Consider the following 26,295-nt stretch of genomic DNA (forward strand, 5'->3'; position numbering starts at 1 on the left):
CCTGTGCTTGTATTGTCGTCAGGGCAATTCAAGTTTTCGGATAGGCACTTAGTAGCTGTGTAGTTTAAATATCCATTGCTCTTTATCTCTCCGTACAATAGACCCGCTAAAACACGGAGGGATAGCGAACCGTCAACACAGTAGAATCCGCTTCAGCCTGCCAGGAATGAGCAACCCCCGGTAACCACAAAACATAAGCCCCCGGCACCGACAGCAAAACCTCTTGATCTGGAAATCGCACCCAAAACTTTCCACAAATCAGAATAGAAATCGTAGTGACCTTAGCAGCAGGTGCCCACTGCGATCGCGCCTCTCCCGCCAGATGAACGCCCCATTTGATCTCTAAATCAGTGGTCGATCGCGGGTCGGCCAATTCTATAAAGTGACCAACAAACCAACCACGATGCTTTTCGCCCTCTGTATGAGCATTACCAACAATAATTTTGGGCTGCATAAATCACGCCTTCTCAACCCCAAAATCTTAGCGACAAATTCAATTAACACAACAGCGACTAATCACTAACCACTGGATTCTCATAACTCAAATAGGATTGCTATATTCATTTGCGATCTGAGTTAGATTCAGAGGTGCGATTTAATAGAACTAGACGCTTGCGAAGTTTCGTCACGGCGGCGATCGCTCGTTGATGTTTCTCTGGTTCTCCTTGAGCCGAAAACAGCCACGCGGCTTCCTTAAAGTCTCGAATTGCACCAGTTTTGTCACCCAGTTTGCTCCGGGCAGCCCCCCGATGAAAGTGGGCGATAGCATTTTGGGCATCCCGTTGAATTAATGTATTAAACTCTTCAACTGCTTTTAAGTTGTTGCCCAGTTTGAGATTGGCCAAACCGCGCTGCAAGTAAGCGATCGTACAGTTTGCATTTACCTGAATTGCATAGCCAAAATCTTCGATCGCGCCCCCACAATCGCCCGCTTCTAACCGGATCACGCCGCGATTACAATAGGCAATATCATTGCGAGGATTGCTTAACAACGCCCGATTTAGGTCAGCGATCGCGCCTTCTTTGTGGCCCAACTCATAGCGAGTCAGTGCTCGATTGTTATAAGCCGCCGAATGGTCAGGATCAATGCGAATGACTTCACTGTAGTCGGCGATCGCGCCCTGCTTGTCTCCCAACTCATGACGGGTTAGCGCTCGATTGTAGTAAGCCGCCCCATCGTCCGCATTCAGATCAGGATGGTCAAAGCGATCGATCAGTCCGTTAATCACGTTAGCATTGGTCGTTCGCAGTCCAACCGCCACTTCTGGAAAAGGCTTGCAGGCAGTCGCTACAGGATGAATGCCCAAGATTCCGTAGGTTTCACGGGTCGAAACACACACCAAAAAGTTTTCATCTGTGCCCAACACCTTAAAGCGAAACTGGTTGGGATAGCTGCGCTTGAGTTGAGTAAACTGACTGAGAATAGGCTGCAAAAAGTTTTTGTCTACTGACCGAGCCTCATGAATCAGCCGAGACTGCGACGAATCGGACAACTGCCCCAAATGTCCCCAACCAAGGTCTAGACTGCCGCCACGATCGAGCAGTTCTCGAAACTTAGCAATCAGAGCCGCGTCAAGCAAGGCACGATCGGGGCAAGGAAACACCACAATCAGCCGTGAGGGTGCCGTCTCCAGGGCAGCTTCCAACAGGGCGCGACCGTCAGAAAGACCCGCGATCGGACGGTGCGATCGAGAGGCTTTGAGATTGAAAACTAATTCATGTTCAGGTCGTTCGCGCTGCACTTCACCAGACGCTTTCAACTCCGAAAGGTTGGTTTCTGTCCATTCCAGTCGGGTTGTCAAATATTTGATCTGACTTTGCAAAGCGCTGGAGTCGAGAATTTGAGGCAGACGATTGATCCAGGCACCGAGATCTTTTTGTTGGCGATCGAGTTGAGCAACCTGCTGCACACTTGCAAACTGCTGTTGAAGTTTTCCGAGATGTAGCGTAACGATCGCCTGCATTTCGGTTTGAATTTGGGCGCGATCGAGGGCGTTGGGCAGATGATTGAGGCGGTGTTCGAGGGCGGCGATCGTGCTTCTCATTTCGTCAAACACGGCCTGCTCTGGCACTCTCACAATCCTCGACAGTGGTTCCCCGTTTTCTGCTTTAAAGCTCACCCACGAAGCCAGCGTATCTACTTGCTTTCTGAGAATGTGGTTGACCGACTTCATCGGCACGATGGACTGTTCGATCGTCTGATTTTGCTGACGAATCTTCTCGACTTCGGCCATGAGCCGCGCCAGTTCTCGCCGAGAAACCAGATCACCGACGACTTTGACCAATCCATCTACATCTTGTCTGAGACTGCTGGCATCAAAGGGCTGGGGCAAATTATTGATGCGGCGATTGATCTGATTGATTTGATCCTGGACGGCTCTAGGAACGGCGGTTTGAGCTTTGGGCAGGTGGTTGAGTTGGGTTTGCAGGTGGTCAAGTTGAGTTTTGAGATGAGCGATCGTCGCTTCTGCACTTTCGACTCGATTGTTGGTTGCGAGACGGTTGAGGCTATTAGATAGGGAAGTGACCGATTCGTTTAGCTGATTGTGGCGACTCCGCAAATCAGAAATTTCTTGCCGCATCTTGCCCAGATCGTGCATTTCGAGGGGGGCGATCCGGTGAGATAAGTTTTGTTGGAGTTGAGCGATCGTGCCGTCGTTGTGTTGAAGTACAGTCTTTCTCAAGCTGGCGAGATCTTGAAAGCTGGGTAAGGTTTGCACCTGTTGGTCGATCGCCTTCAAATCTTCTGCAACGCGCTGATCAAGCTGTTGAATGCTGGCATTGGCATTGTCTTGCACTTCTTGAGTCAGACGGCGACGATTGACCAGATTGAGCAGCAGCAAAAAAGACATTGGGGCGGCTGTAAACGCAATTTGCTGAGACGCGATCGCCGCCAGTGAGCCAACGCCCGACCCCGCCCAGAGCAAATATTCTGAAACATCCAGCCATTTTGCATTTTTCATCGCCGCCCCTGATGGTTGAGAGTGTGTTGCTGAGTAGTTGTTTATACGTAGACTACTGAGATTGCTACTCCCTACTACAGGAGCGATCGACCCAAATCAGGAAAGCCAGCATTTTGAGTGAATCGCAATTCGATAAAATTCTTCACTACGGTTGTCTTCACTACGGTTGTCAAGGAGGGCGTTGCTGAATCATGGGATGAATTGCCCCAATGCGAAGGGGAACCAAATGTTCAAAGTCCCCCAGAATGGGGGATTTAGGGGGCGAAAAGCTTGACGCTTCTCACAGATTCATCCCTCCAATCAGCAATGCCTCAAGGAGATGGTGTCGTATCGACGGGCGATTCATTTGCAGGTTTTGCGCTATCGTCGGCTGTTGTTGTCGAATGTGCCTTATGAGGCGTTTTTGAAGATTAATTGATAGAGAGGTTTTGAATGCTGGTGTTGGTGGTGTATGACATTGCGGATGATCGGCGACGACAAAAGCTGGCGACGTTTTTGGAGGGGTATGGGCGACGGGTGCAGGAGAGTGTGTTTGAGTGTTTTTTGAATTTGGATGAGATGAAGGGGTTGCATGAGAAGGTGAGGGGTCGGGTGAAGCCGGAGGATAATGTGCGGTTTTATTGGGTGCCCAAGGAGGCGGTGTCGAGGGCGTTGACGCTAGGAAGCCCACCACCAGAGCCGCCGCCAGAGGTTTATATTGTCTAGGGCGGTGATTTAGGTTAAGATGTTGCCTAGTCATCTCCACAGGTCGCCCGATCTCTGAAACCCGCATTCTTGCGTTACCCTCTGGTGGTTCATTGCCCCGTATAGCTTTCAGCCTCTGATCATGTCTGATTTTGGGCTGTGGGTGAGGTAATGACAGTCTCGAAAGAGACCTCTGGCGGTTTAGCGTCTGGAAGCGGTTCTGGGCAAGGGTTCCTGGAAGGTACGGTTACCGATTACCTCAAATCGGATTAGTTGGAAACAAGAAGTCCTCCAAGTGGCCGATCGGTTGTGCCGAAGGGTTACCGATTACCTCAAATCGGATTAGTTGGAAACGGGTTGCCAACAATGTTTGACCCAGGAGAACAACCCAGGTTACCGATTACCTCAAATCGGATTAGTTGGAAACTGACATCTCCCCATCGTTTTGGAACAGTGCGACAACTGATCCGGTTACCGATTACCTCAAATCGGATTAGTTGGAAACAAGTCAGTTCCCGCCTCCTTGCTCCCATTCAGGTTGGGTTACCGATTACCTCAAATCGGATTAGTTGGAAACAGTCTTGTTTGCAACGGACGCTTCAAAGCCTTGGCTTTGTTTACCGATTACTTCAAATCGGATTAGTTGGAAACCTACTGGAGGACGGAAGAACGAGGACGGAGGGCGGAGGACAAGAAAGTAAGAAAGAGAGTTGTAGAGCGACTTGCTTATCTTTTTCCGTCCTCCCTCTTCCGCCTTCCGTCCTCCTTCTTCCCCCCGGTTACCGATTACCTCAAATCGGATTAGTTAGAAACGTGCCTCCACGATTATCCTTGATAACTCAACATCGAAATATCAGTTAGGGACTTGCGATTTGATACTATCCCAGTCCATTCAGTCCAATTTCTTGTAGAGACTCTCACCCCCCTGCCTACGGCATCCCCCCTTATCAAGGTAGGGCCGATTCATTGTGACCAGAGAAAGCCTAGAAGCCTTGAGCCTTCGTTTTACCTCAGAGCAACGTGAATTCGATGGAGTTTTTTCGCTTCGTTATTGAGCGCTTCGCCCCCTAAATCCCCCATTCTGAGGGACTTTGAATCAGCATAATTTCTTTGAACTCTGGAATTTTTTCTTGGTCAAAGTCCCCCAATTTGGGGGATTTAGGGGGCTGAAGCTGATTCAAACGAAGCGAGTCCCTCTCATCGAACTGACCTCAGATCAGGCTTGAACGAACTCATCAAAGTTACAAGTTTTCTCTCACGACCATGAATCGGCCCTACCAAAATTGGGGGGTTGGGGGGCAGAAGGACAGAAATAGAAGCGAAATGTTTTTACGCTCTAAATCGACTCACTTGTTGCAGCACGAGTTCTAACAATTCTTGGGCCGTAAATGGTTTGGGCAAAAAAGCCTGAACGCCCGCACTCGATGCTTTGACTTTCATTTCGGTTGTAGAAAGCCCACTCATCGCTACAATCTGAGCCGTGGGATTGAGCTTTCGTAATGTGTAGACGGTCGAAGCGCCATCTAGAGCAGGCATCATCAGATCAAGCAGGACTAATCGAATCTCATCCTTGTGCTCGGCGTAGAGGGCGATCGCTTCCACTCCATCCTGAGCCGTCAACACGCGATAACGACAATCTTCGAGCGTCACCTTCACGATCTCTCGGATAAACGCTTCATCGTCCACCACGAGAATTAACTCACCATCACCCGCCGGGAGTTCGGGATCTTCGGTTTGGAGAAATTCTGTCACCTGGACGGCTGGCAAGAAAATTTGAAACTGAGTGCCTTCTCCAAGCTGACTTGAAACGGTAACAAATCCACGATGGCTTTTGACAATTCCGGCGACGCTAGAGAGTCCGAGTCCTGACCCTTTACCGATCGCTTTGGTCGTAAAAAACGGCTCAAACATTCGATCCAACACTTCAGGGGGAATGCCCGTCCCGGTATCTGAAATGGTCACCACGACATAAGGGCCGCCCTGCGCGTCAAGGTGCTGTTGAGCTTCGTGATCGGCCAACCGTTGGTTACGAGCCGTGATTTTCAGCGTTCCGCCCTCTGGCATTGCGTCCCGGGCATTGACACAGAGATTCATCAACACCTGATGGAGTTGGGTGCCGTCTCCCGAAATCATCCACAAATCTTGAGGCACATCGAGACGAATATTAATCGACTTAGGAAAGCTGGCATACAGCATGGTTTTGAGTTCGGCGATCACATGGCGAATTTGCAGCGTGATAAACTTGCCCTCTGCCCCGCGCGTAAAGGACAGCATTTGATTGATCACACCACTGCCGCGTTTTGCACTCTCAACCAGCATGTCTAAAAACTCCTGGGTACGATCGTCGCAGTCCGTCAATTTAAGCTGCAACAGTTGAGAAGCCGCCAGGATCGGCGTGAGAATATTATTCAAATCGTGGGCAATCCCACTGGCCAGGGTGCCGATACTTTCGAGCCGTTGAGCACGAAGCAGTTGGCCTTCGAGATGTTTTTGCTCGGTGATATCGGTATCGACAATCAGAATGGATTTGGGATGGCCGACTTCGTTTCGCATCAGCGTCCAACGGCTCGCGACGACCACCCTTTTTTCGTCTTTGGTGAGCGTGTGCAGTTCGCCTTGCCACTTTCCCGTCTCGATTACGGTTTGTAGGGCGGTTTCAAGCTGAGGGGAGCCGTCTGGGTAGAGTAATACGTCGGCATTTTGCCCGATCGCTTCCTCACCTTTCCAGCCATAGAGCCGCTCTGCCCCCTGATTCCAGAATGAAACAAGACTGTCTAGCCCGCGCACACAAATCGCATCGGTGGTCACTTCTAGCAGCGCCGCCTGTTCTCGAATTTTGCGATCGGCTTGAGTGCGTTCGATCGCGTAGCGCATTGATCTCAGCAAAAAACTGCCGTTGACTTCCCCTTTGGGCAGATAGTCCTGTGCGCCCTGCTGCATCGCTTGAGTCGCCAACCCCTCGTCATCTAGACCCGTCAAGACAATGATCGGCGTGGCAGGCGTTTCTTGATGCAGACGAATAAAAGTTTCTAGCCCTTCGCTATCTTTGAGCGACAGATCCAAAAGAATCACATCGACACTTTGCTGGGCCAGACTGCTCAATGCGTCTCGCAAGGTTTCAACGTGGGTCAGCGTAATTTGACTAAAGGCGTTTGCCTGCCTGAGATGCACTTTGAGAATTTGCACATCGCCGGGATTGTCTTCGACCAGCAAAACCTTGATCAGGGGAGGGGTCATAAGCTCCTCTCTGGCGGCAGTTTGACAATCGTAAACCAAAAGTCCTCGATCGATTGCACCGTCTTTACAAACTGATCAAAGTCAACAGGCTTAGTGATAAAACAGTTGGCAAACTTTTGATAAGCGCTGAGAATATCTTCTTCTGCTTGAGACGTGGTTAAGACGACGACAGGAATGCTGCGGAGGGTGCGATCGGCTTTGATTTCGGTCAGGACTTCCCAGCCATCTTTGCGCGGCAGATTCAAATCGAGCAAGATCAGATCGACCCGTGGTGTCTCAGTGTAAGGGGGGCGCTGATGCAGAAATTCTAACGCCTCGACTCCATCGCCCACGACATTGAGATTGATCAACAGTTTGCTGCGGGCCACCGCCATCTGAGTCAGCCGCACGTCACCAGGGTTGTCTTCGACTAACAGGACTTGCAGAGGTTGATGATGGGGTCTAAACGTCATGATCGAGCGATTTCCTGATCAGCAATGGTGAAATAAAAACTTGATCCTTGACCGGGCTGTGATTCTACCCAGAGCCGCCCACCGTGACGCTCTACAATTTTTTTGCAGACGGCCAACCCGATGCCTGTTCCGGGGTAGTCGGCTCGATGGTGTAATCGCTGAAAAAGTAGGAAGATACGATCGCGGTATTGTGATTCGATACCAATTCCATTATCACGCACTTCAAACACCCATTCTCGTTCTTGACGGGTGGCATGGATTTGAATCTCAAGGGGACGAGTGCGATCGCGAAACTTAATCGCATTGCTGACCAGATTTTGAAACAGTTGGGTGAGTTGAGATGCGTCGCCTTTGATTTCGGGGAGCGGTTCGCCTGTGATCGTGGCTCCACTTTCTTCGATGGCCATTTGTAGATTGGCGATCGCTCGACCCAACAAAACGCTGCAATCAACGGATTCAAAAACTTGCTCTCTGGTGTTGACTCGCGAATAGGATAAGAGATCTTGAATCAGCGATCGCATTCGAGTCGCGCCATCGACCGCAAAATGAATAAACTCATTGGCTTCGGCATCCAGTTTGTCAGCATACAGTTGTTCTAAAAGCTGCAAATAGCTGGTAACCATGCGTAACGGTTCTTGCAGATCGTGAGAAGCGACGTAAGCAAAGCGCTCTAATTCGGCATTCGATCGGGCGAGTTCTTCGCGTTGGCGAGTTTCTGTTTCCAACAGTTCGGCTTGAGAAAGGGCAATCCCGATCTGGTTGGCGAGTTGCTGCAACAAATCGGTTTCAGAATCGACCCACTGGCGCGGACTGGAGCATTGATGAGCAATCAGCAGCCCCCAAAGATGATCGCGCATCAGCACCGGGACGACGAGATTGGCTTTGACCTCAAACTGCCGCAAAAACTCTAAGTGACAGAGGTTAATGTTTGCCGTTTCGACGTTGGCGATCGCGTTGACTCGACCTTGCCGATAGCGTTCTCGATAGTCTGGAAAGCACGGATCATAAATATCTCGCCCCAAGACTACCGTATAGCCTGGAACGACCGATTCTTGCACCACTTTCCCCGATCCATCGGCCCATAGGCGAAAGATCAACACGCGATCGGCCTTTAAAAGCTGTTGAACTTCGGTCACAGCCGTTTGCAAAATCTCGTCAGATTGCAGCGATCGCCGCAGTTTGAGCGTAATTTCTGCAAAGAGTTGCGATCGTTCTTGCTGCTGTTGTAATTCGGTTTGGGCGCGATTGAGGTCGGTGATCAGGCGCATCCGTTCGACCGCATTGTGAACCGCGAGACAAAGGCTCTGAGGAGTCATTTCACTCTTGAGCAGATAATCTTGTGCGCCCTGTTTCATCACTTGAATGGCGGTCGCAGCGTCTCCCCGTCGAGTCAGCACCACGATCGGCAGCAACACTTGACCCGTTTGAGCCTTCAATCGATCGAGAAATTTTAGCCCCAGACCATCATCAAGCAATACGACATCGGGCGATCGTTGACCACACAGCGCCAATCCGGTTGACCCATCCTCTGCTTCTAAAATCTGGTAGGTGTAGCGATCGTCTTGCAGCAATGCCCGCCGATAGGTTTCCCGATCTTCAGCGCACTCATCGACAATCAAAACGGTCTGCTGGAGTTGAGCATTCATAAACGGCCCAGCTTTACTTTTCTAAAGGGCTTTTAAAAAAGGCAGAAGCATCAAGTCACGAAACCAGCTTGCAACTTCTCCACTCTTTAAAGCGCGGAATAACTACTTATATCATTTCAAGTTTGACACCCTGTCTTTTGACAAAACCCGATCGCCCCTTCATTCTGATAGTCTGATTTCTTAGCGTTGACGTAAGAAATGATAGACCTGTTTTTGGTCATGATGTTGGGATTTTTGGGCAGCTTTGGGCACTGTGTCGGCATGTGTGGGCCCTTGGCGGTTGCCTTCTCGCTGTCTAAAGAACAAACTTCTGACTGGCGATCGTCTCTGCTGTTTCACGGCTTGCTGAACCTGGGGCGAATTTTGAGTTACGTGCTGGTGGGGGCTGGGATTGGGGCGATCGGTTCTGTTTTGTTAGCAGGCGGACAGCTTGCAGGCATCGAAAGTGACTTGCGGCGAGGGTTGGCGATTTTTACAGGGCTGCTCTTGATCTGGATGGGTCTGTCTCAAATCAATCCCCAATTTGCCAAACTGCCGATTCCTCACCCCTTTCGACAACACAGCCTGCATCAAACCCTCAACGCTGGCATGATCAAACTGTCGCTGCATTCCCATTGGTGGACACCCTTCATGCTGGGACTGATGTGGGGGCTGATTCCCTGTGGGTTTCTGTATACCGCTCAACTCAAAGCTGCCGAAACCGGAAGCCTCTGGAAAGGAAGCGAAACCATGCTGGCCTTTGGATTGGGGACACTGCCTTCGATGGTGGGGGTGGGACTGTCTGCCGCTTTGCTGAGTGGCGATCGCCGCAGTCAACTATTCCGAATGGGCGGTTGGGTAACGCTGACGATCGGGCTGCTGACGTTGCTGCGATCGAGCGATATGCAAGACTTTACAGGTCACGCAGCGTTGTTGTTTTTAATGTTGGCGTTGGTGGCTCGTCCGATTAGTCGGCTGTGGGCGGCTCCTTTCAAGTATCGGCGTGCTTTGGGCGTGGGCGCGTTTATTTGTGCCGTGGCTCACACCTTGCACATGGTGCAGCATACGTTGAATTGGAACTTGGACGCGATCGCTTTCATGCTTCCAGAACAGCAAGCGGCACTATGGGCAGGCGTTTTGGCGCTCACGTTGATGGTTCCGGCGGCGGTTACGAGTTTCGATCGCATGGTGACGGCTCTCGGCCCGCTTTGGCGACGCATTCATTTACTCAATTTGCCTGCTCTGATGTTGGCCGTGGGTCATACGTTGTGGCTCGGTTCGCATTACTTTGGGGCGTTAGAAGTGTCGGCTAATCGTTGGCTGTGGGTGGGGTTGTTGGTGGGGGCAGCGATCGTCGTTTTCTTGATTCGTCTGCGTTGGGTTTGGTCACTCTTTTCATTACAAAAATATTATGCGTCGGTTCTCAAATCTAAATAAGTCGATCGTGGGTTTCCTGCTTCCCTGGCTGCTGTTGGCTCCCGTTGTGGCACACGAAATCGAAACCTCTAGTGATGTTGCGGCTACGTTTCACATTGAGCCAGGTCACAATCCCAAGGCGGGCGTTCCGTCTAAGGCGTGGTTTGCGCTGACTCGTCGAGGTGGACAAATGATTCCGCTGTCTCAGTGCAATTGTCAGTTAGCGGTCTATCCCATTCCTCACCAAAAAGGAAAAACGCCCCCCCTATTAAAGCCCGCTCTCACTTCGCTCAATGTTGAACGGTATAAGGGAATTCCGAGTGCAGCGATCGTCTTCCCCAGAGCCGGACGATATGAATTAGAGCTAACCGGAAAACCCAAGCTAGGTGCCAACTTTCAGCCCTTCAGCTTGTCTTATACCGTAACGGTAAGTCGATAGGGGAGGGAGGAGGGAGGAGGGAGGAGGGAGGAGGGAGGAGGGAGGAGGGAGGAGGGAAACCCCAATGTAGAGATTGAGATCTGTATCTGTGCCTACCCTAAACCTTTTGCAGATCTGGAGGAGATTGTCCTGACCGTCTATCCCAAATTCAGCGTCCCCTCCCTCCTCCCTCCTCCCCCCTCACCCTTCAAACCTCACACCTCAACTTCGTCTGCAACAACAAGCCATACTCCAAACTTTCGACGACGGCTAGATAAGAGGCTTCGAGAATGTTGCCGGATACGCCTACGGTCGTCCAGCGTTGATAGCCGTTACTCGACTCGACCAGGACACGAGTTTTGGCAGACGTTCCTGCGGTGCCGTCGAGAATCCGCACTTTGTAGTCAGTCAGATAGCAACGATCGATTTCTGGGTAAAAGTTCACCAACGCTTTTCGCAGAGCAGCATCCAGTGCAGAAACGGGCCCATTTCCCTCGGCCGCTTCAAGAATGTCTTGCCCATTCACAGACAGTTTGACGGTTGCCAGCGATTTTGTATTGGGCATCTCACCCGGCACCATGTCGTAATGTACCTGAAAGCCTTTGATTTGGAAGGGGTGCGATCGCTGCCCCAAGGCTTCTCTCATCAACAATTCAAAACTCGCCTCGGCTGACTCAAACTGATAGCCCTCACTTTCGAGATCTTTGAGGTGTTGGAGAATTTGCCGACAGGTGGGATCTTGGCGATCCAGATCGATGCCCAGACTGCGTGCTTTTGCCAACACATTACTCAGTCCCGCCTGGTCAGAAATTACAATTCGCCGCCGATTGCCAATCAGTTCTGGCGGCATGTGTTCGTAGGTGATCGGATTTCGCTCGACGGCGCTGACATGAAGCCCGCCTTTATGAGCAAAGGCCGACAGTCCCACAAAGGGCGCGTGATCGTCTGGGGCAAGATTGACGACTTCACTCACATAGCGGCTCATCTGGGTCAATTTCGCTAGGGCTTCGGGTTGAATGCAGTCATAGCCTAACTTCAGTTGCAAATTGGGAATCAGCGAACACAGATTGGCATTACCGCAGCGCTCCCCATAGCCATTGATCGTTCCCTGCACCATCCGCACGCCCGACATCACAGCCACGATCGCATTCGCCGCCGCCATATCCGAGTCATTGTGTGTATGAATGCCAAACTGAGGCGGTTGATTGAAGTTCTCTGCACTCCTCACGCCGCTCTCCGCTCTCCTCACTTCTTTCACCACTTCTTCAACAATCCGGCTAATTTCATGAGGCAATGTGCCGCCGTTGGTGTCGCAAAACGTGATCCATTCGGCCCCGGCTTCGATCGCCGCTCTCACAGTCTTCAACGCATAACCTGGATTGTGTTTGTAACCATCGAACCAATGTTCTGCATCATAAATAATTCGGCGATCGTGGCTGCGAAGATACGCGATCGTGTCTCGAATCATGGCCAAATTCTCATCCAGCGTCGTTTGCAGTCCTTCCGTCACATGCAGATCCCAGGATTTGCCAACGATCGTGATCCATTGAGTTCCCGCGCTCAGAATGGGTTGCAGCATCGGGTCAGTCGCAGCCGTTTTGCCCGGACGACGGGTATAGCAGAACGCAACGACCTGCGATCGCTTCAACGGTTCTTCTTTAAGCTGCCAAAAAAACTGCACATCTTTGGGATTGGCACCCGGCCAGCCGCCTTCGATAAAAGGAATTCCTAAGTCGTCCAGTTTGCGCGCAATTTGCAACTTGTCAGCACCCGAGAGCGACAATCCTTCTCTTTGGGCACCATCTCGCAGCGTCGTATCATAAATCCAAATTTGATTTGCAGCATCTAAAGTCATGGAAGCAGCCTGAAACGATGAGAGACCTATTGTAAAAAACTTTCCGGTGCCCTTTGTGAGCAGACTTTGACCATTTTGAAGGAATCTTGCGATCGTCCTCTCGATCACCACAGGAAACGTAACAGTCAAGAAGGTTCCAAAAAGCTAGAACTTTGATGTGCGAAGAGGTAAGGTACGATCGAGCCTATTCGCTACTCCAAGCCAGAACCCGATGCCGAGCGTCTTCATCAACCCCAAAACTGATTTCGCCTTCAAGAAGATCTTTGGCTCCAAACACAGCAAAGACATCTTGATCAGTTTTCTTAATGCGCTGGTGTATGACGAGCAAGACATGATTCAAGACTTGATTATTCTTGACCCTTATCAAGCACCTCGCATCAAAGGCATCAAGGATTCTTATCTAGATGTCAAAGCCACCCTTGCCGATGGCAAAACGGTGATCATTGAGATGCAGGTGTTGAATGTGTTGGGATTTGAAAAGCGCGTGCTATACAACGCTGCCAAAGCCTTCTCGATTCAGCTTGGCGTGGGAGAAGACTACACGTTGCTCAATCCAGTGATAGCTTTAACCATTACAGACTTTGAGATGTTTCCGGGCAATGACCGCATTCTCTCGCGCTATCGGCTCAAAGAGAAAGACGACTTGACCGACTACAGCGATGATATTGAACTAATCTTTGTCGAGTTGCCCAAGTTTAAGAAAACACTCGATGAACTCGAAACGCTGGTAGACAAGTGGCTATATTTCCTCAAGTCAGCCAATCAGTTGGAAGCGGTGCCGCCCAAAATGAAAGAAGTGTCCGCGATCGACCATGCTTTCATGGTGGCAAAACAAAGTAAGTTGAGCCGCAAAGAGTTAGAAGTGCTGGAGAAACGAGAGATGTTTTTACACGACAACCGCAACGCCATTCTCAAAGCCAGACAAGAGGGCGAAACCAAAGGACGACAGGAAGGACGACAGGAAGGACGACAGGAAGAGCGGCTAGAAATTGCCCGATCGCTCCTCGATCTTCTAGATGCAGAAACGATCGCTCAAAAAACAGGACTGACGATCGCGCAAGTCCAGCAACTCAGATAATTTAGAATTGACATTAACAAATCTTTGTCCCCGATAGCCCATGACTACTCACAAGCCTTGGAATAGCGCCAAAACATCGGAGTTTCAGCAAGCGATCGAGATTGTAGAAGCTCTAGACCCCGAAGCTCAAGCCATTTTGATCGATATTATCGACAAACGCCTCAAGAAACGACGACGCGACGACTTGCTAAAAGATGTATTGGAAGCAGAGCAAGATTTTGCTAAAGGGAATGTCCGTCGCGGGTCAGTTGCAGACTTGATGGCGGAGTTGGACGACTAATGCAACTGGTTCTGAGTCCTGCCTTTAGTCGAAAGCTCAAACGTTTGATCCGCCGTAATCCTCAAATTCGTGAGCAAGTTGAGCGGGTATTGGAGCGGCTTAACGAAGATCCCTTTCATCCAAGTTTGAATACTCATAAACTGAAGGGCAAGTTTTCAGATCGATGGTCTTGCTCGATCGATTACAGTGATCGCATCTTGTTTAGATTTGTTGAGAATTCTGACTCAGGTGAAATTGAGCTTTTATTGTTAACGATCGGCTCTCACGATGACGTTTATTAATCTCTCGTGCTGGCACCGCAGCGTCACCCTCCACATTACAGAGTTTTAAGTTTTGCAACTGCTCAAATGAGTGCGGCTACCCTGTGAAGTACACTAAGCAATGATTCTAGAGGTTTGACTGTAATCTTTACCGTCAGACTGACAGACTACAGATATTGCAAAACCATAAAGCACTCATCTGGAGCCTTTAATAACATGTCTCACGCTGTCAAAATTTATGACACCTGCATTGGTTGTACCCAGTGCGTCCGCGCTTGCCCTACTGACGTTCTAGAAATGGTTCCTTGGGACGGCTGCCGCGCAGGTCAGATTGCGTCTTCTCCTCGTACAGAAGACTGTGTGGGATGCAAGCGGTGCGAAACTGCCTGCCCCACCGATTTTCTCAGCATCCGGGTTTACCTGGGCGCAGAAACTACCCGCAGTATGGGCTTGGCTTACTAAAGCAACTCTCATACAGCCATTTTCAATTCATGTGGGTTCAAACAACAGGGGGCGATTTTGCCTCCTTTTTTTGTGAGATAGAGGGAGGAGGGAGGAGGGAGGAGGGCAGCAAAATCTGAACCCAAACTCTTGTCTAAAGTCACCCCGAATTGGAAGGTTAGGGGCAGAAGGACTGACCATCGGAGTGAAAAAGCCTCATCAAGTAGACATTCAAATTGATATTCAAGTAGAACTGATCGCTTCAAAAAATTCTCACTAATTCTACAAAACAAACTTTACGATCGAATTTTATAAAAAAATTCACAAAGCTTTTAATGCAAATATTCAATTAAAACAATTTAATTCAACTCAACGATAGAAGGTTAAGGAGTTGTCACCTGTTTGAAAAGTTGCAAAACGACCCCTTGATAGTCAGTCGAAGAGGTCGTTCACACGGCAATTTAGCCCATTACAACTTCCTGATCACTTTGCGACAAATGGTGTGAACTTTCCCCCTAACCCTTCCACGATCGATTGAGTATTCGCCATCAACATCTTTTGATAAGTGTCCGCCGGACTGCCCGCCTCGCCTCGCCCATCTGTGTAGAGTTCGCGATCGGAGAGTTTGACATTTGCCTCTTTCGCCACCGCTTCAATTAATTGAGGATTGATCGACAGTTCAGCAAAAATGGTCGGAACTTTAGCACCTTCAATATCCTTTACCAGATCTTTGACCCTGGATGCGGTGGGTTTTTCCTCGGTACTCACTCCTTCTAGCGCCCCTTGCACCGGAATGTCATAGGCCTTAGAGAAATAGCCGAGCGCGTCGTGAGTGGTGACTAACTTGCGAGACTCTGTAGGAATGGTGGCAATTTGTGACTTGATCCACGTATCGATTTGTGACAGTTCACCTGTAATTGTCTGGGCATTTTTGGCATACAAAGCAGCATTCGCAGGGGCAACTTTTGCCAAATTACTTTGAATCACCTCTACCATCCGCACCCCATTTTGAGCATTGTGAAAAGCGTGAGGATCAGGCACCGTTTGCCCATCTTCTTCAAACATGAGAGGAGTGGGAACCGCAACTTCAAAAACTGCAACTTTAGAACCAGAACTAGAAGACGCTTGAATCAACTTCACTAAACTATGTTCAAAGCTATAGCCTCCATATAAAACCAATTTGGCATCTTCTATCGCCTTGCGATCGACGGGAGTTGGTTCATACACATGAGGATCACTTCCAGGTTGAATCAAACAAGTCAGGTCGATCGTTTCAGCCGCGATTTGCTTGGTTAAATCACACAGCACTGTGTTAGCTGCCACAACTTTGACTCCCGTTTTGGTCGCCGCTGGAGTCTCCGGAGTCGCCGCAGGGCTGGTTGTAGGGCTGGTTTGACTGACGGGCGGAGTCGAGGTACCGCAGGCAAAAAGACTCATCGTTAGCGACAAAACCGCCGCTTTCCAGGTCGGACGCAATGCAGACTGCATAATTTTAAGGCCCTCGTAATACTTGGGATAAGCAAGATTGGCTTATAATGAGAATCATTTTCACTCAGGCTTTTCATGTTAGAGGTTCAACACCTAGCTGTCAATTACCGGGGCGTTTTGGGATTAGATCACGTCAGCTTTGCCATCAAACCAGGGCAACTAGTCGGCATTATTGGCCCCAACGGAGCGGGCAAAAGTACAATGCTCAAAGCCATGCTGGGCTTGATTCCTGCTGATCACGGAGTGGTTCGATATTGCACCTGTCCGCTTCACCAGCAGCTTGAAAAAGTCGCCTATGTGCCGCAGCGATCGCAGATTGATTGGGACTATCCGATTAGCGTCTGGAATGTGGTGATGATGGCCAGAACTCGTCAGCTAGGCTGGTTTCGCAGTCCCGGACGAGCAGCCCAAGAAATCGTAAAAGCGGCCCTCGAACGGGTGGAAATGTATCCCCTCAAACATCGCCGTATCGGAGAATTATCAGGCGGACAACAGCAGCGAGTTTTTTTGGCACGGGCCTTAGCTCAACAAGCCGATTTATTTCTGTTTGACGAACCGTTTACTGGAGTCGATAAAAAAACCGAAGCAGTGATTTTAGAAATTTTTGGAGAGTTGCGATCGCAGGGCAAAATTCTCTTAGTCAGCAGCCACGATTGGGGGCAAGCTTTGATGGAACTCGATCGCTTGTTACTGCTCAATCAGCGACTCATTGCTGACGGCACTCCTCAACAAGTCATGACCCCCGAAAACCTACATCAAGCCTACGGAACGTCTCTACAAACGCCCTTACGTCAGGATTTAGAAACCACCTTTTTTTGCTAAAAACTCGCTGATTTTTCCACACACTAAATTCTCCAGACACCCATGCTAACTTGGCTTCTCGAACCTTTGAGCTACGAATTTATGCGGAATGCGATCGCGATTGGCATTCTCGTGGGCATTCTTTGTCCCGTTGTGGGTAGCTATCTAATCGTGCAGCGGATGGCTTTGTTAGGAGATGTGATTGCTCACTGTGTGTTGCCAGGGATTTCAGTTTCGTTTTTCTTTGGGGTTGATATTTTGCTTGGCGCATTTGGCTCAGGATTGCTTGGAGCGTTTCTAATTGCGTGGATTCGGTCTCAATCTCGTATTAAAGTTGATGCAGCAATGGCGTTGACGTTTTCCAGCTTTTTTGCGTTGGGCGTGACGTTAATTACGGTGTTAAAAAACAAAATTGATCTCGATAGTTTTTTGTTTGGTGACATTCTCGGAGTCACGATCGCCGATATTCATCGGACTTTGATCATTACAGGCTTAATTCTGATCATAATTAAATTATTTTATAAAGAACTTTTGTTTTATACGTTTGATCAGACAGGTGCAAAAGCGATCGGGTTGCCGATCAACGCTATTTACTGTGGCTTTATGGCTACCATTACCCTAACTATCATCGCCAGTATGAAAGCAGTAGGCGTAATCTTAGTCATTTCTATGCTGATCGGCCCTGCTCTGACTGCTTATCTTTTGGTTAAAGAACTAGAGCAAATGATGGGAATAGGTGCAATCATTGGGGTTCTCGCTAGCGTTACCGGAATTTATATTAGCTACTATCACAACGTTCCATCGGGGCCTGCGATCGTATTAGTTTCATCCAGTTTATTTTTATTGGCGCTCCTGTTTAGCCCATCACAGGGCATTTTGACGCGATCGAACTTAGCCCCTACCGCAATTTTGCGCCATTTGGTCGGGAGTCGAGAAGGCCGTCACTAATCTTACAGGTGTAGGTTGTCAATCAATTTGTTGCAAACAATATATTGCAAACCTGTGTTGCAAAACACCAAACTGTGAACCTTTAGAAGCTCATTCCTCTTCAATTGTTAATTTTTCTTGTACTAAGTTAAACCTTAGATGAAGTTGGAGCAATACCCTGGAAATTTCTCCGTAGATTTAACTACCCTTTTATCAAGTTTAAGCGGGTTTCTCAATCCGTTTGTTTAAGCTGGTGCGCTCCTGAGTTTTTGGCTTCGATCGTGGATTTTGCTCTAAGTGTTGCGGGAGTCTATCATGAGTCAAAAAGAGTATTACGATACGAATGGTTACGTCATCTTTCCTCAACTGATTTCGGCTGAGTTAATTGATAAATTTTTGGAGCAATATCAAACAAAAATTGTTCCTTCTCGCTATCCTTTTTTTCGACAAGATACTAATCGCTACGAAGCAAATTGTTTAGATGAGTTTGGCTATGTCAAACAAGCATTTCTAGACATTCACGACTATGAAAAGTTTGCAGAATTTAGCACACTCGCCAAAGAGATTTACTGTGGTGATGCAATCCAACAAGCACTGCGGGATGTCACGGGTTCCGAAGCCTGTAATCTGATGCAAACAATGCTGTTTGATGCCAACACTGCAACGACTCCTCACCAGGATTGGTGGTACTTAGACTCCGTGCCCAATGGACATTTGCTGGCTGCCTGGATTGCGCTAGAGGATATCGACGAGAGAGCAGGTCGGTTCTACGTTCTTCCCAAAACCACGATCGTTGATCTGCACAGCGATACGCCTGATCTTCCTCACTCTGAATGGCTAGAGCTGATGAAGGATTATGTGGAAGAACATGGCGACCAAATCCACGCGCCAGCACTCAAAAAAGGAGATGTTTTATTCTGGAATTCTCGAACGATTCATGGGGCATTGCCGACGAGCGATCGTCAATTTTCTAGAAAGTCTCTAACCGCTCATTATTTGCCTGCTGACTATGCATTTGGCAACCTATTTGTCCGCAAAGACTTCATCAAATATCAAGAATACAAAGGTGTGAAATTCTATCGGAATCAACCCGATTACTCTCTAGTTAATGAGCTAAAGTTTAGGGTCAAAACAGCGCTGTATGATTCTCCAATTTTGTTGAAGGCCGTACGAAAAATTCAGACAAAGCTTTAGAAAATTGCAAGCGTCTTCTAAAGGAGAAGGGGGACTCCTGATCGTCGGAGAAACTCGGCAGTCTGTTGTTCTCGTTGAAGGTTGAATTTCGCCGAAAATACAAGCTACCGAACTTTCTCCTATGATCTTGAATTCCCGCCCTGAAGATCGATCGCCGCCTAAACCTGAATCAGCAGCGTGATGCTATCTTCTAGACCGACGATCGTCACAAACTGTCCAGGAAATACAATGGCGGGTTGACTATTCGCGTCATAGATTCGGGCGGGCCAGGTTGTGCCGCCGTATTCGACACGCAACTCGTGCAGGTCGGCCGTCTCAATCATCCCAAGAACGGGTTGAGAAAGCAGCCGAGTAGTCGGAAGTGTAAAGTTCATGGGATTTTCTCCATTCAAGAATAGCTGTGAATAATCCAAACCGTGGCATCGTCGGATTGAGAACAGTCCCCTGATCAATCCCTCATGCGATCGCGGGCTGCTTATGCGTCTAGAGAAACTAACTTTTCACACTTCTCACAAAAATCTCACATATGATACAGATTGCCAGACTTCTCTCCTAAAGGCATCTGCTTGGTGGGAGATACAAACTCCGTTAAGGAGGTCAACCGAATCGATTTCTCTGAGTGTCTTGCAGCTTGTGAACTTCTCGTTCATCGAAAGCCGTCGATTTTGAATCGGCCTCTTTTAAATTGATCCCGCTTCTCCTGGCTAGATCAAGGGTGCGATCGAACGTCTCGCCTGTTGTCGTATGTCGGTCTGTTAGTCAGCTATAGCCCCTCTTCAGAAAGCCACCATCTCACAATTTCTCGATGCAGATCTTGAATTTTTTCTACTTCGGTTCGGTCAATTTGAAATCGCTGGCTGACATGTCCTCCTAGCTCTAGTAAGGTTTCATACTTGCCCTTCTTGCTGCGTGTGAGAAATTCACCGTGTTGAGCCGATAGAGTCTGAATTAACCGAACATTGAATCCGCTAAAGGCATCGGGTAGTTGAATCGCCAAAGGCTGGCTGGGAAGCTTTAGATAAGTCTTGATGCCACCAGGAGTCTGAAGCGGCAATTCGTGAAATTGAGGTGAGGTGGGGGGCATAGCAGTCTCTCTAGATAACGGTTAAATGAGGGGCTGGCTGGGAGCGTTCCCCGATCGGGGCTTGGCTCCAGACTCTAGCCATCAGGAGGGTTATATCACTCTCTCACACGTCTGTAGTTTAACTGTAATATACAGGTAATTCGAGCAACTAGCAAGGGTCTCTACAATATTCTTGCTACAGGGTGAACTCTCAATCAAGGATTGTGAATCTCTCCTATACTATTATTCTCACTCTCCTATAATTTAAGGTGTACCTGAAGATACAAATTCTCCACCCAATCATTCGGTCAAAGACTATTGCTCCACGCCAAAGCCTCATTAATTTGGAAGTGTAACGAAGTTTATCAAATGACTGTTTTGTGTGCAGAGTGTCAGAATGGGTTGGTGACGCAAGCTATAACGAAGTGTCTCACAACACCTCACACCGACTCTAATTATGTAGTTTGTGTGAAGAACCAAAAGTTCATAAAGCAGGAGTGGGCAGCTATGGTATCACCCTAGATCTCACTTACGGATATGTCGTGTGTAACTGAATTGTGGAATGGAGAGAATTGCCCCGATGCCTCAGGTTCTTGAAAACTTTATTCGGCAAATCGCACCGAAGTATGGCATCACCAAAGCTGAGTTAGAAGCCATTCTGCTCGCGCTAGAGGATCACTCAGGTGTGGAGATCGCCCAAAAGCTGAATATCAGCGAGGCGGCTGTGAGAAAACGATTGGGAGAGGGCTACCGCAAGTTTGAGATTGACGGCAAAAGCAACAAAAAGCTGGGTTCTCTCAAGCAAAGAATTTTGCAAGAATTTCAGTCGAGCCAACCTCAAGCCGCGAAGTCTGACCCTGATTGGGGAGAAGCGATCGACGTGGAAGATTTTCGAGGTCGAGTGGCCCAAATTGAGGAGCTAGAGGGCTGGATCTTGGGACAGGCTAAATCTTCCGATCGCGCTCGTCTGGTGGCGATTCTGGGTCTGGGTGGCATCGGAAAAACAGCGCTGGCGGCTCGTCTTGCTCGGAGTATTGCGTCACAGTTTGAGTTTGTGATTTGGCGATCGCTGCGAAATGCTCCTCCGTTAGAAGACATTTTGGCTGAACTGCTGCGATTTCTCCCTGGTGAGCAAGAGATCGATCTGCCTGATAACCAGAATACAAAGCTGTTGCGGTTAATCAATGTGCTACAAGAACATCGCTGTCTGGTAATTTTGGACAACGTGGAGTCAATTCTTCGTAGCGGTGAAAACAAGTCCTATCATCAGGCAGGCGACTATAAAGAGAGCTTTGAAGGGTATGGAGATTTGTTCAAAAAAGTGGGGGAAACGCCGCACAAAAGTTGTTTGTTATTAACCAGCCGCGAAAAGCCTAAAGAAGTCGCGGCCCTAGAAGGAAAAAAGCTTGCGGTCAAAGTATTGCAGCTTTCGGGTGTAAATCAAGAAGAAGCTAAAAGTATTCTCGAAGATAAAGGATTAATCTGTGACGATGAACAGCTAAAGAAACTCATTACGCGCTATTCGGGAAACACTTTAGCACTCAAGTTTGTTTCAACAACGATATACGATCTGTTTGGCAACAATGTCAACGAATTTCTCAGCCAAATCGAGCAAGATACTGCGGTTTATGGTGATATTCGCACGCTTTTAGATGGACAATTTCAACGTTTGTCAAAACTAGAACAGCAGGTGATGTATTGGTTGGCGATCAATCGTGAGTACGTGCTGTTGTCAGAATTAAAAGAGGATATTATCACAACTGAATCACCAATGCGATTGCTAGAGTCAGTAGAATCGTTATCACGGCGATCGCTGATTGAGCGAGATTTTTCTTCTGGCAAGATAAGACAGCCTTTTGTCGTGATGGAATATGTGACAGAACAATTAATCGAACAGTTTTGTGATGAAATTGTCAACGGTCAAGCGCTAGAGTTTTTTGATGCGTATCCTTTGATCAAAGCTCAATCGCTGGACTATCTGCGTAAAATGCAAGAAGAGCAGATCTTAGAACCTGTCAAAAACAAACTTCTTAACGCTTACGATCGAGACCTGGAATCCCATTTAAGACGAACCCTTGATCGCCTGCGAGACGCTTCCCCACCTAAAAAAGGATACGCTGCTGGGAATCTGATTAACTTAATGCGACAACTTCAAATTGAGCGATCGCAGATTGACTTAAGTGGACGTGATTTTTCTGATTTGACGATTCGGCAGGCGTATTTCAAAGATGTCAAGCTAACGAATACGAAGTTTATCAATACTGATCTCACCGATTCTGTTTTTTCGGAAACGCTGGCGAGTCTGATTTCTGTGCGGTTTAGTCCCGATGGAAAACTCTTTGCGACGGGCGTTGGGGATGGTGAGATTCGGCTCTGGCAGGTGTCTGACAATAAGCAAATTCGCCTTTATAAGGGACACACAGCCTGGGTCTGGACGGTCGTTTTTAGCCCTGATGGACAACTTTTGGCGAGTGGTGGCGGCGATCATACGGTTAAACTTTGGCGAGTCGATACGGGCGAGTGTGTGCATTCTCTGACCGATCACACTCATGCGGTTTACTCGGTTTCGTTTAGCGAAGACGGACGCATTGTAGCCAGTGCCAGCGAAGATCAAACAATCAAACTCTGGGATGTCGAAACGGGCGACTGTTTGCAGACTCTTAAGGGACATGACGGCTGGGTTTGGGCGGTTAATTTTAGCCCGATCGCGCCTCATTTTTTGGCGAGCGGTGGTGCAGACGGAACTGTAAAACTTTGGGATTGCAACACAGGCGATTGTGTAAAAACGCTCAAAGATCACACGGATCAGGTGTATTCAGTGGCGTTTAGTCCCAAAGGCGATAGTCTAGCCAGCAGCAGCGAAGATCAAACGATTAAACTCTGGAATGTGCAGACAGGCGAATGCTACAGGACACTGATTGGACATAGTAAAAAGATTCATTCTGTACGCTTTAGTCCCAATGGGCGAATCTTGGCGAGTAGCGGAGAAGATCGCACCGTCAAAATTTGGGATGTCGAGACGGGAAAACGTTTGCATAACCTGAGGGGGCACATGAGTCAGGTGTGGTCGATCGCATTCAGTCCCGATGGACAAACGCTTTTGAGCAGCAGTGACGATCAGACCATTTGTTTGTGGGAAGTCAAAAAAGGTAAGTTGCTCAACGTCCTCAAAGGCAGTACTCGTGGCGTTTATGCCGTTGCTTTTGCGCCCGCTTATCTCGATCACCCAGACTGTCCCATTCTTGCTAGTGGAAACGATGATCACGTCGTGCGGCTGTGGGATTTGCAGACTCGCGATTGTCACGATTTGAGAGGACACACAGGCAGGATTCGATCGGTGTCTTTTAGCCCCTGTGAGCCGATTTTGGCCAGCAGCAGTGCCGACTACACGATCAAGCTCTGGGATGTTCGTCAGCGCACCTGTTTGCAAACGTTGAGTGGACATAGCAACTGGGTCTGGACGGTGCAATTTAGTCCCGATGGGCAGCGATTGGTGAGCAGCAGTGAAGACCGGACGCTGCGACTGTGGGATCGCACGACAGGGGAGTGTCTGCGGGTCTTTAAGGGGCATACGCACTGGGTCTGGAGTGTGGCGTTTAACCCGACGGGAGACACCTTAGCGAGTGGCAGCGCCGATAGTAAAGTCATGCTGTGGGATGTGGAAACGGGCGACTGTCTGCGGGTTTTGGAGGAACATCAGGATCTCGTCTGGTCGGTGGCTTTTAGTCCAGTTCAGCCGATTTTAGCCAGTGGCAGTGAAGATCACACCGTTAAGCTGTGGAATGTCAAAACGGGTCAATGTCTTCGGACTCTAAAGGGGCACCAGCAGCAGGTTTATTGTGTAAGTTTTAGTCCTGATGGTCAAACGTTAGTGAGCGGCAGTGGTGACGAGACGATCAAACTTTGGAGTGTCGAAACGGGCGAGTGTTTAGATACCCTACGACGCGGGCATACGGCTCCGATTCGATCGGTTACTTTCAGCCCTGACGGACAAACCATCACCAGTGGCAGCGAGGACGAAACGATTCAGATATGGGACGTTCAGAAAGGAATTCGTCGCGAAAGTTTGAAGTCCGATCGCCTCTATGAAGGCATGGAAATCACCGGAATTGTGGGTCTAACCGACGCTCAACGCGCTTCACTCAAGGCACTGGGGGCAATCGACCCCTTGCGGGTAACTCAAAGAGATCGCGTTCACCCAGGAGGTCGATAAGTGCAGCCTAAAATTGTGCCCAAAATTGTGCCCAAAATTGTGCTAGTGGGTGAAGTTCTCAGATACCGAAGTTTTAACGGTGCCAATAAAGCGCTCCCTGTGTTGGCTTCTAGTTTGCATCAAGCTGGATTTACTCGTGTGGTGCAGTTGGATCTGGAGCGATCGGATCTCACCATTCAAGATGTTTTGCAAGAAGCCGTGAATGCTGATCTGATTGTTTTTGCAGGCTGTATGACTCCTCAATGGCAGGACATCGATCGCGATACCAAACAGATCTTCGATTATCTGCGAGAGAACGATTGTAGCCACGTTCCAATTCTGGTCGGAGGGTACGCGACGAAAGGAATTGCCGATATCGCTCAGGTGACTCCCTGGATCACGGCTTACTGTGATGGTGAGGGTGAAACCATGATCGTAGAGATTGCTGAATCAATTGCCAAAGGTACATTTGAGCAAGACAAATTCCAAATTTCAGGATTAGTTTTTGTAGATGAACGGGGATTGCACCACTCGATCGCCACGCGAGTCAGCCAGTTCGATCACATTGATCAAAACTTTGGGTTAGTCCATATTCCTGACGTTCACGATATGGAGATCTTTCAAAGAAATCATCAACGACTCAAGACGGCTCAACTCTATACTCAAAAGGGTTGTCCCTGGCGTTGTAGTTTCTGTAATAAAAGTACTGAAATCAGCAATGTTTTTCGATTAAGTGAAGTATCTTTTCGACGACAGCTTCAGCAATTACGTCAAAAGGGTTATCAAGCTGTTTATTTGGATGTCGATACCTTCACAGTGCATGAAAAAGCCTCCAGACGAGAAGCCGAAATCCTCAAGCAGGAAGGCTTTGTGTGGGGTTCTAACACGCGAATTGATCAAATCGACTATGACCAAATGCAATACTTGGTAGAACACAACTGCGTCTATCTATTTTTTGGTGTGGAGCATACGATGATTGAGGTGGCTTTGGCGATCGGGAAGTTCAACGGATCTTTCAAAAGTCAGCTAAAACAAGCCGTTGATTATCCCAAGAAAGTGCAGCAAGTTTTCCAAGATATGCAGCGAGCCAATTTGCCCAGTAGCTACTTTGTAATTTTGGGTCTGCCTAAAGCAAAACTGAGTGACAATTTGACGGCGATCTCTTCGAGTTACCCGCAAGGGGTCAACGGCTATGAGCCAACCACTTTTGACGACGATATGGCAACAATTCGTTTTGGGTTAGACCAGTGCGATCCTGATTTTCTCAATTTCAACACGCTGCGATTTATGCCCGGAAGTGTTGCCGCAGATGTTGCCAATCATCCCGCTTATGCTTGCGTTCGTCCGTCTGGAGCCAGCCCAATCACCGCAGGCTACTTTTTGCCACGAGTCGCAAACCACTTTGGCTACAAGGTTTCTAAAAATCACGGAGTTTACCGCCTGTGCGAATCTGTCGATCAGCATCAACCCACTTCAACCGCAATGAATGCTGTCAGAATCTACGAAACAATTCACGATACGATGAAAATTATCAACACAAAAGTCAACGCTGGCGGTAAAGCAACCACGTTATTTATAGACCGCGAACTACTCACTCAACAACTGGTTAAACGAGATGAAAAAGGACGCTATACGATCGCGCCTCTAAAATCATTTGAGAGACTATAAAATTTCAGATAAATCAACAAAATTCTATTCATCAAAAATAAACTAAACAGAACGCAGGTGATTCAGGTTTGAAGATGCTAACGACTAAGGAAATTTCTGCTAAAGAAGTTACCCATCCTCTCGCCCCCTAAATCCCCCATTCTGGGGGACTTTGAGCATTGAGAAAAGCAACTTTCCAGACAAAGCAATTGATAGAGTTCAAAGTCCCCCAGCATGGGGGATTTAGCGATTATCTTGAATGTCAAGCCGGAAG

Annotated in this window: 21 protein-coding genes and 1 CRISPR repeat array; of the genes, 12 read left to right on the top strand and 9 right to left on the bottom strand. The window is 48.5% G+C overall.

What is annotated here, in order from left to right; translation table 11 throughout:
- Positions 1–106: 106 nt before the first annotated feature.
- Together ACKFKF_RS26260 and ACKFKF_RS26265 are read right to left on the bottom strand one after the other, a co-directional pair.
- On the bottom strand, positions 107–454 hold the full coding sequence (locus ACKFKF_RS26260) for a hypothetical protein (RefSeq protein WP_446870367.1): 348 nt from the start codon (positions 452–454) through the stop codon (positions 107–109).
- A gap of 106 nt (positions 455–560) precedes the next feature.
- Positions 561–2,963, bottom strand: a complete 2,403-nt coding sequence (locus ACKFKF_RS26265) for a tetratricopeptide repeat protein (protein ID WP_446870368.1) — start codon at positions 2,961–2,963, stop codon at positions 561–563.
- A gap of 432 nt (positions 2,964–3,395) precedes the next feature.
- Between ACKFKF_RS26265 and cas2 the strand changes: the two genes are divergently transcribed.
- Positions 3,396–3,668: a CRISPR-associated endonuclease Cas2 gene (cas2, locus tag ACKFKF_RS26270; RefSeq protein ID WP_446857040.1), complete on the top strand. Its 273-nt coding sequence runs from the start codon at positions 3,396–3,398 to the stop codon at positions 3,666–3,668.
- 224 nt (positions 3,669–3,892) lie between these two features.
- A CRISPR array of direct repeats spans positions 3,893–4,298; the repeat unit is 36 nt; unit sequence GGTTACCGATTACCTCAAATCGGATTAGTTGGAAAC.
- A 678-nt stretch (positions 4,299–4,976) separates the two neighbouring features.
- On the opposite strand, the gene ACKFKF_RS26275 is transcribed toward cas2, so the two are convergent.
- The 3 genes from ACKFKF_RS26275 to ACKFKF_RS26285 are packed head-to-tail and all read right to left on the bottom strand — an operon-like array spanning position 4,977 to position 8,982.
- On the bottom strand, positions 4,977–6,884 hold the full coding sequence (locus ACKFKF_RS26275; protein ID WP_446870369.1) for a response regulator: 1,908 nt from the start codon (positions 6,882–6,884) through the stop codon (positions 4,977–4,979).
- A complete protein-coding gene (locus ACKFKF_RS26280; protein ID WP_446857042.1) occupies positions 6,881–7,336 on the bottom strand; it encodes a response regulator in 456 nt (151 codons plus the stop codon). Before ACKFKF_RS26280 ends, ACKFKF_RS26275 begins: the two co-directional genes overlap by 4 nt.
- Positions 7,333–8,982 (bottom strand): ATP-binding protein, encoded by a 1,650-nt coding sequence (locus ACKFKF_RS26285; RefSeq protein ID WP_446870370.1) that lies wholly within the window; start codon positions 8,980–8,982, stop codon positions 7,333–7,335. Before ACKFKF_RS26285 ends, ACKFKF_RS26280 begins: the two co-directional genes overlap by 4 nt.
- Positions 8,983–9,180: 198 nt before the next feature.
- Here ACKFKF_RS26285 and ACKFKF_RS26290 point away from each other — a divergent pair, with 198 nt between their 5' ends.
- Positions 9,181–10,398, top strand: a complete 1,218-nt coding sequence (locus tag ACKFKF_RS26290; protein WP_446870371.1) for an urease accessory protein UreH domain-containing protein — start codon at positions 9,181–9,183, stop codon at positions 10,396–10,398.
- Positions 10,373–10,816 (top strand): hypothetical protein, encoded by a 444-nt coding sequence (locus ACKFKF_RS26295; protein ID WP_446870372.1) that lies wholly within the window; start codon positions 10,373–10,375, stop codon positions 10,814–10,816. Before ACKFKF_RS26290 ends, ACKFKF_RS26295 begins: the two co-directional genes overlap by 26 nt.
- A gap of 187 nt (positions 10,817–11,003) precedes the next feature.
- On the opposite strand, the gene cimA is transcribed toward ACKFKF_RS26295, so the two are convergent.
- Positions 11,004–12,779, bottom strand: coding sequence for a citramalate synthase (gene cimA, locus ACKFKF_RS26300; RefSeq protein WP_446870373.1), 1,776 nt, complete (start codon positions 12,777–12,779; stop codon positions 11,004–11,006).
- Between the two features lie 82 nt (positions 12,780–12,861).
- On the opposite strand from cimA, the gene ACKFKF_RS26305 reads away from it, so the two are divergent.
- From ACKFKF_RS26305 to psaC, 4 genes are all read left to right on the top strand, one after another.
- Entirely contained in the window at positions 12,862–13,728 is an 867-nt protein-coding gene (locus tag ACKFKF_RS26305; protein WP_446870374.1) for an Rpn family recombination-promoting nuclease/putative transposase, read from the top strand.
- Between the two features lie 40 nt (positions 13,729–13,768).
- Positions 13,769–14,008 carry a hypothetical protein gene (locus tag ACKFKF_RS26310; RefSeq protein ID WP_446870375.1) on the top strand — a complete coding sequence of 80 codons (240 nt, stop codon included), beginning with the start codon at positions 13,769–13,771 and terminating at the stop codon, positions 14,006–14,008.
- Positions 14,008–14,289: a type II toxin-antitoxin system RelE/ParE family toxin gene (locus ACKFKF_RS26315; protein ID WP_446870376.1), complete on the top strand. Its 282-nt coding sequence runs from the start codon at positions 14,008–14,010 to the stop codon at positions 14,287–14,289. Before ACKFKF_RS26310 ends, ACKFKF_RS26315 begins: the two co-directional genes overlap by 1 nt.
- A gap of 195 nt (positions 14,290–14,484) precedes the next feature.
- Positions 14,485–14,730: a photosystem I iron-sulfur center protein PsaC gene (psaC, locus tag ACKFKF_RS26320; RefSeq protein ID WP_446857048.1), complete on the top strand. Its 246-nt coding sequence runs from the start codon at positions 14,485–14,487 to the stop codon at positions 14,728–14,730.
- Between the two features lie 462 nt (positions 14,731–15,192).
- On the opposite strand, the gene ACKFKF_RS26325 is transcribed toward psaC, so the two are convergent.
- Positions 15,193–16,197: a metal ABC transporter solute-binding protein, Zn/Mn family gene (locus ACKFKF_RS26325; RefSeq protein ID WP_446870377.1), complete on the bottom strand. Its 1,005-nt coding sequence runs from the start codon at positions 16,195–16,197 to the stop codon at positions 15,193–15,195.
- Positions 16,198–16,272: 75 nt separating this feature from the next.
- Here ACKFKF_RS26325 and ACKFKF_RS26330 point away from each other — a divergent pair, with 75 nt between their 5' ends.
- From ACKFKF_RS26330 to ACKFKF_RS26340, 3 genes are all read left to right on the top strand, one after another.
- A complete protein-coding gene (locus tag ACKFKF_RS26330) occupies positions 16,273–17,019 on the top strand; it encodes a metal ABC transporter ATP-binding protein (protein ID WP_446857050.1) in 747 nt (248 codons plus the stop codon).
- Positions 17,020–17,061: 42 nt separating this feature from the next.
- Positions 17,062–17,946, top strand: a complete 885-nt coding sequence (locus ACKFKF_RS26335; RefSeq protein WP_446870378.1) for a metal ABC transporter permease — start codon at positions 17,062–17,064, stop codon at positions 17,944–17,946.
- Positions 17,947–18,240: 294 nt separating this feature from the next.
- Complete coding sequence (locus ACKFKF_RS26340; protein WP_446857052.1) at positions 18,241–19,119, top strand: phytanoyl-CoA dioxygenase family protein; 879 nt, start codon at positions 18,241–18,243, stop codon at positions 19,117–19,119.
- Positions 19,120–19,277: 158 nt separating this feature from the next.
- On the opposite strand, the gene ACKFKF_RS26345 is transcribed toward ACKFKF_RS26340, so the two are convergent.
- On the bottom strand, positions 19,278–19,493 hold the full coding sequence (locus ACKFKF_RS26345; protein ID WP_446857053.1) for a hypothetical protein: 216 nt from the start codon (positions 19,491–19,493) through the stop codon (positions 19,278–19,280).
- A gap of 389 nt (positions 19,494–19,882) precedes the next feature.
- The gene (locus ACKFKF_RS26350) at positions 19,883–20,203 is read right to left on the bottom strand and encodes a hypothetical protein (RefSeq protein WP_446857054.1); all 321 of its coding nucleotides are present in this window, start codon (positions 20,201–20,203) and stop codon (positions 19,883–19,885) included.
- 559 nt (positions 20,204–20,762) lie between these two features.
- Between ACKFKF_RS26350 and ACKFKF_RS26355 the strand changes: the two genes are divergently transcribed.
- Together ACKFKF_RS26355 and ACKFKF_RS26360 are read left to right on the top strand one after the other, a co-directional pair.
- Positions 20,763–24,395 (top strand): WD40 domain-containing protein, encoded by a 3,633-nt coding sequence (locus tag ACKFKF_RS26355; RefSeq protein WP_446870379.1) that lies wholly within the window; start codon positions 20,763–20,765, stop codon positions 24,393–24,395.
- A complete protein-coding gene (locus tag ACKFKF_RS26360; RefSeq protein ID WP_446870380.1) occupies positions 24,396–26,042 on the top strand; it encodes a B12-binding domain-containing radical SAM protein in 1,647 nt (548 codons plus the stop codon).
- The last annotated feature ends 253 nt before the right edge of the window (positions 26,043–26,295 follow it).

It is taken from the genome of Phormidesmis sp. 146-12 (assembly GCF_052939495.1).

Bases quoted from the DNA above. Each gene is read 5' to 3' on its own strand.
- psaC (WP_446857048.1), top strand. From the start codon at position 14,485: ATGTCTCACGCTGTCAAAATTTATGACACCTGCATTGGTTGTACCCAG.
- ACKFKF_RS26260 (WP_446870367.1), bottom strand. From the start codon at position 454: ATGCAGCCCAAAATTATTGTTGGTAATGCTCATACAGAGGGCGAAAAG.
- ACKFKF_RS26315 (WP_446870376.1), top strand. From the start codon at position 14,008: ATGCAACTGGTTCTGAGTCCTGCCTTTAGTCGAAAGCTCAAACGTTTG.
- ACKFKF_RS26285 (WP_446870370.1), bottom strand. From the start codon at position 8,982: ATGAATGCTCAACTCCAGCAGACCGTTTTGATTGTCGATGAGTGCGCT.
- ACKFKF_RS26355 (WP_446870379.1), top strand. From the start codon at position 20,763: ATGCCTCAGGTTCTTGAAAACTTTATTCGGCAAATCGCACCGAAGTAT.
- cas2 (WP_446857040.1), top strand. From the start codon at position 3,396: ATGCTGGTGTTGGTGGTGTATGACATTGCGGATGATCGGCGACGACAA.
- ACKFKF_RS26305 (WP_446870374.1), top strand. From the start codon at position 12,862: ATGCCGAGCGTCTTCATCAACCCCAAAACTGATTTCGCCTTCAAGAAG.
- ACKFKF_RS26295 (WP_446870372.1), top strand. From the start codon at position 10,373: ATGCGTCGGTTCTCAAATCTAAATAAGTCGATCGTGGGTTTCCTGCTT.
- ACKFKF_RS26275 (WP_446870369.1), bottom strand. From the start codon at position 6,884: ATGACCCCTCCCCTGATCAAGGTTTTGCTGGTCGAAGACAATCCCGGC.
- ACKFKF_RS26280 (WP_446857042.1), bottom strand. From the start codon at position 7,336: ATGACGTTTAGACCCCATCATCAACCTCTGCAAGTCCTGTTAGTCGAA.
- ACKFKF_RS26345 (WP_446857053.1), bottom strand. From the start codon at position 19,493: ATGAACTTTACACTTCCGACTACTCGGCTGCTTTCTCAACCCGTTCTT.
- ACKFKF_RS26325 (WP_446870377.1), bottom strand. From the start codon at position 16,197: ATGCAGTCTGCATTGCGTCCGACCTGGAAAGCGGCGGTTTTGTCGCTA.
- ACKFKF_RS26340 (WP_446857052.1), top strand. From the start codon at position 18,241: ATGAGTCAAAAAGAGTATTACGATACGAATGGTTACGTCATCTTTCCT.
- ACKFKF_RS26265 (WP_446870368.1), bottom strand. From the start codon at position 2,963: ATGAAAAATGCAAAATGGCTGGATGTTTCAGAATATTTGCTCTGGGCG.
- ACKFKF_RS26310 (WP_446870375.1), top strand. From the start codon at position 13,769: ATGACTACTCACAAGCCTTGGAATAGCGCCAAAACATCGGAGTTTCAG.
- ACKFKF_RS26290 (WP_446870371.1), top strand. From the start codon at position 9,181: ATGATAGACCTGTTTTTGGTCATGATGTTGGGATTTTTGGGCAGCTTT.
- ACKFKF_RS26335 (WP_446870378.1), top strand. From the start codon at position 17,062: ATGCTAACTTGGCTTCTCGAACCTTTGAGCTACGAATTTATGCGGAAT.
- ACKFKF_RS26350 (WP_446857054.1), bottom strand. From the start codon at position 20,203: ATGCCCCCCACCTCACCTCAATTTCACGAATTGCCGCTTCAGACTCCT.
- ACKFKF_RS26330 (WP_446857050.1), top strand. From the start codon at position 16,273: ATGTTAGAGGTTCAACACCTAGCTGTCAATTACCGGGGCGTTTTGGGA.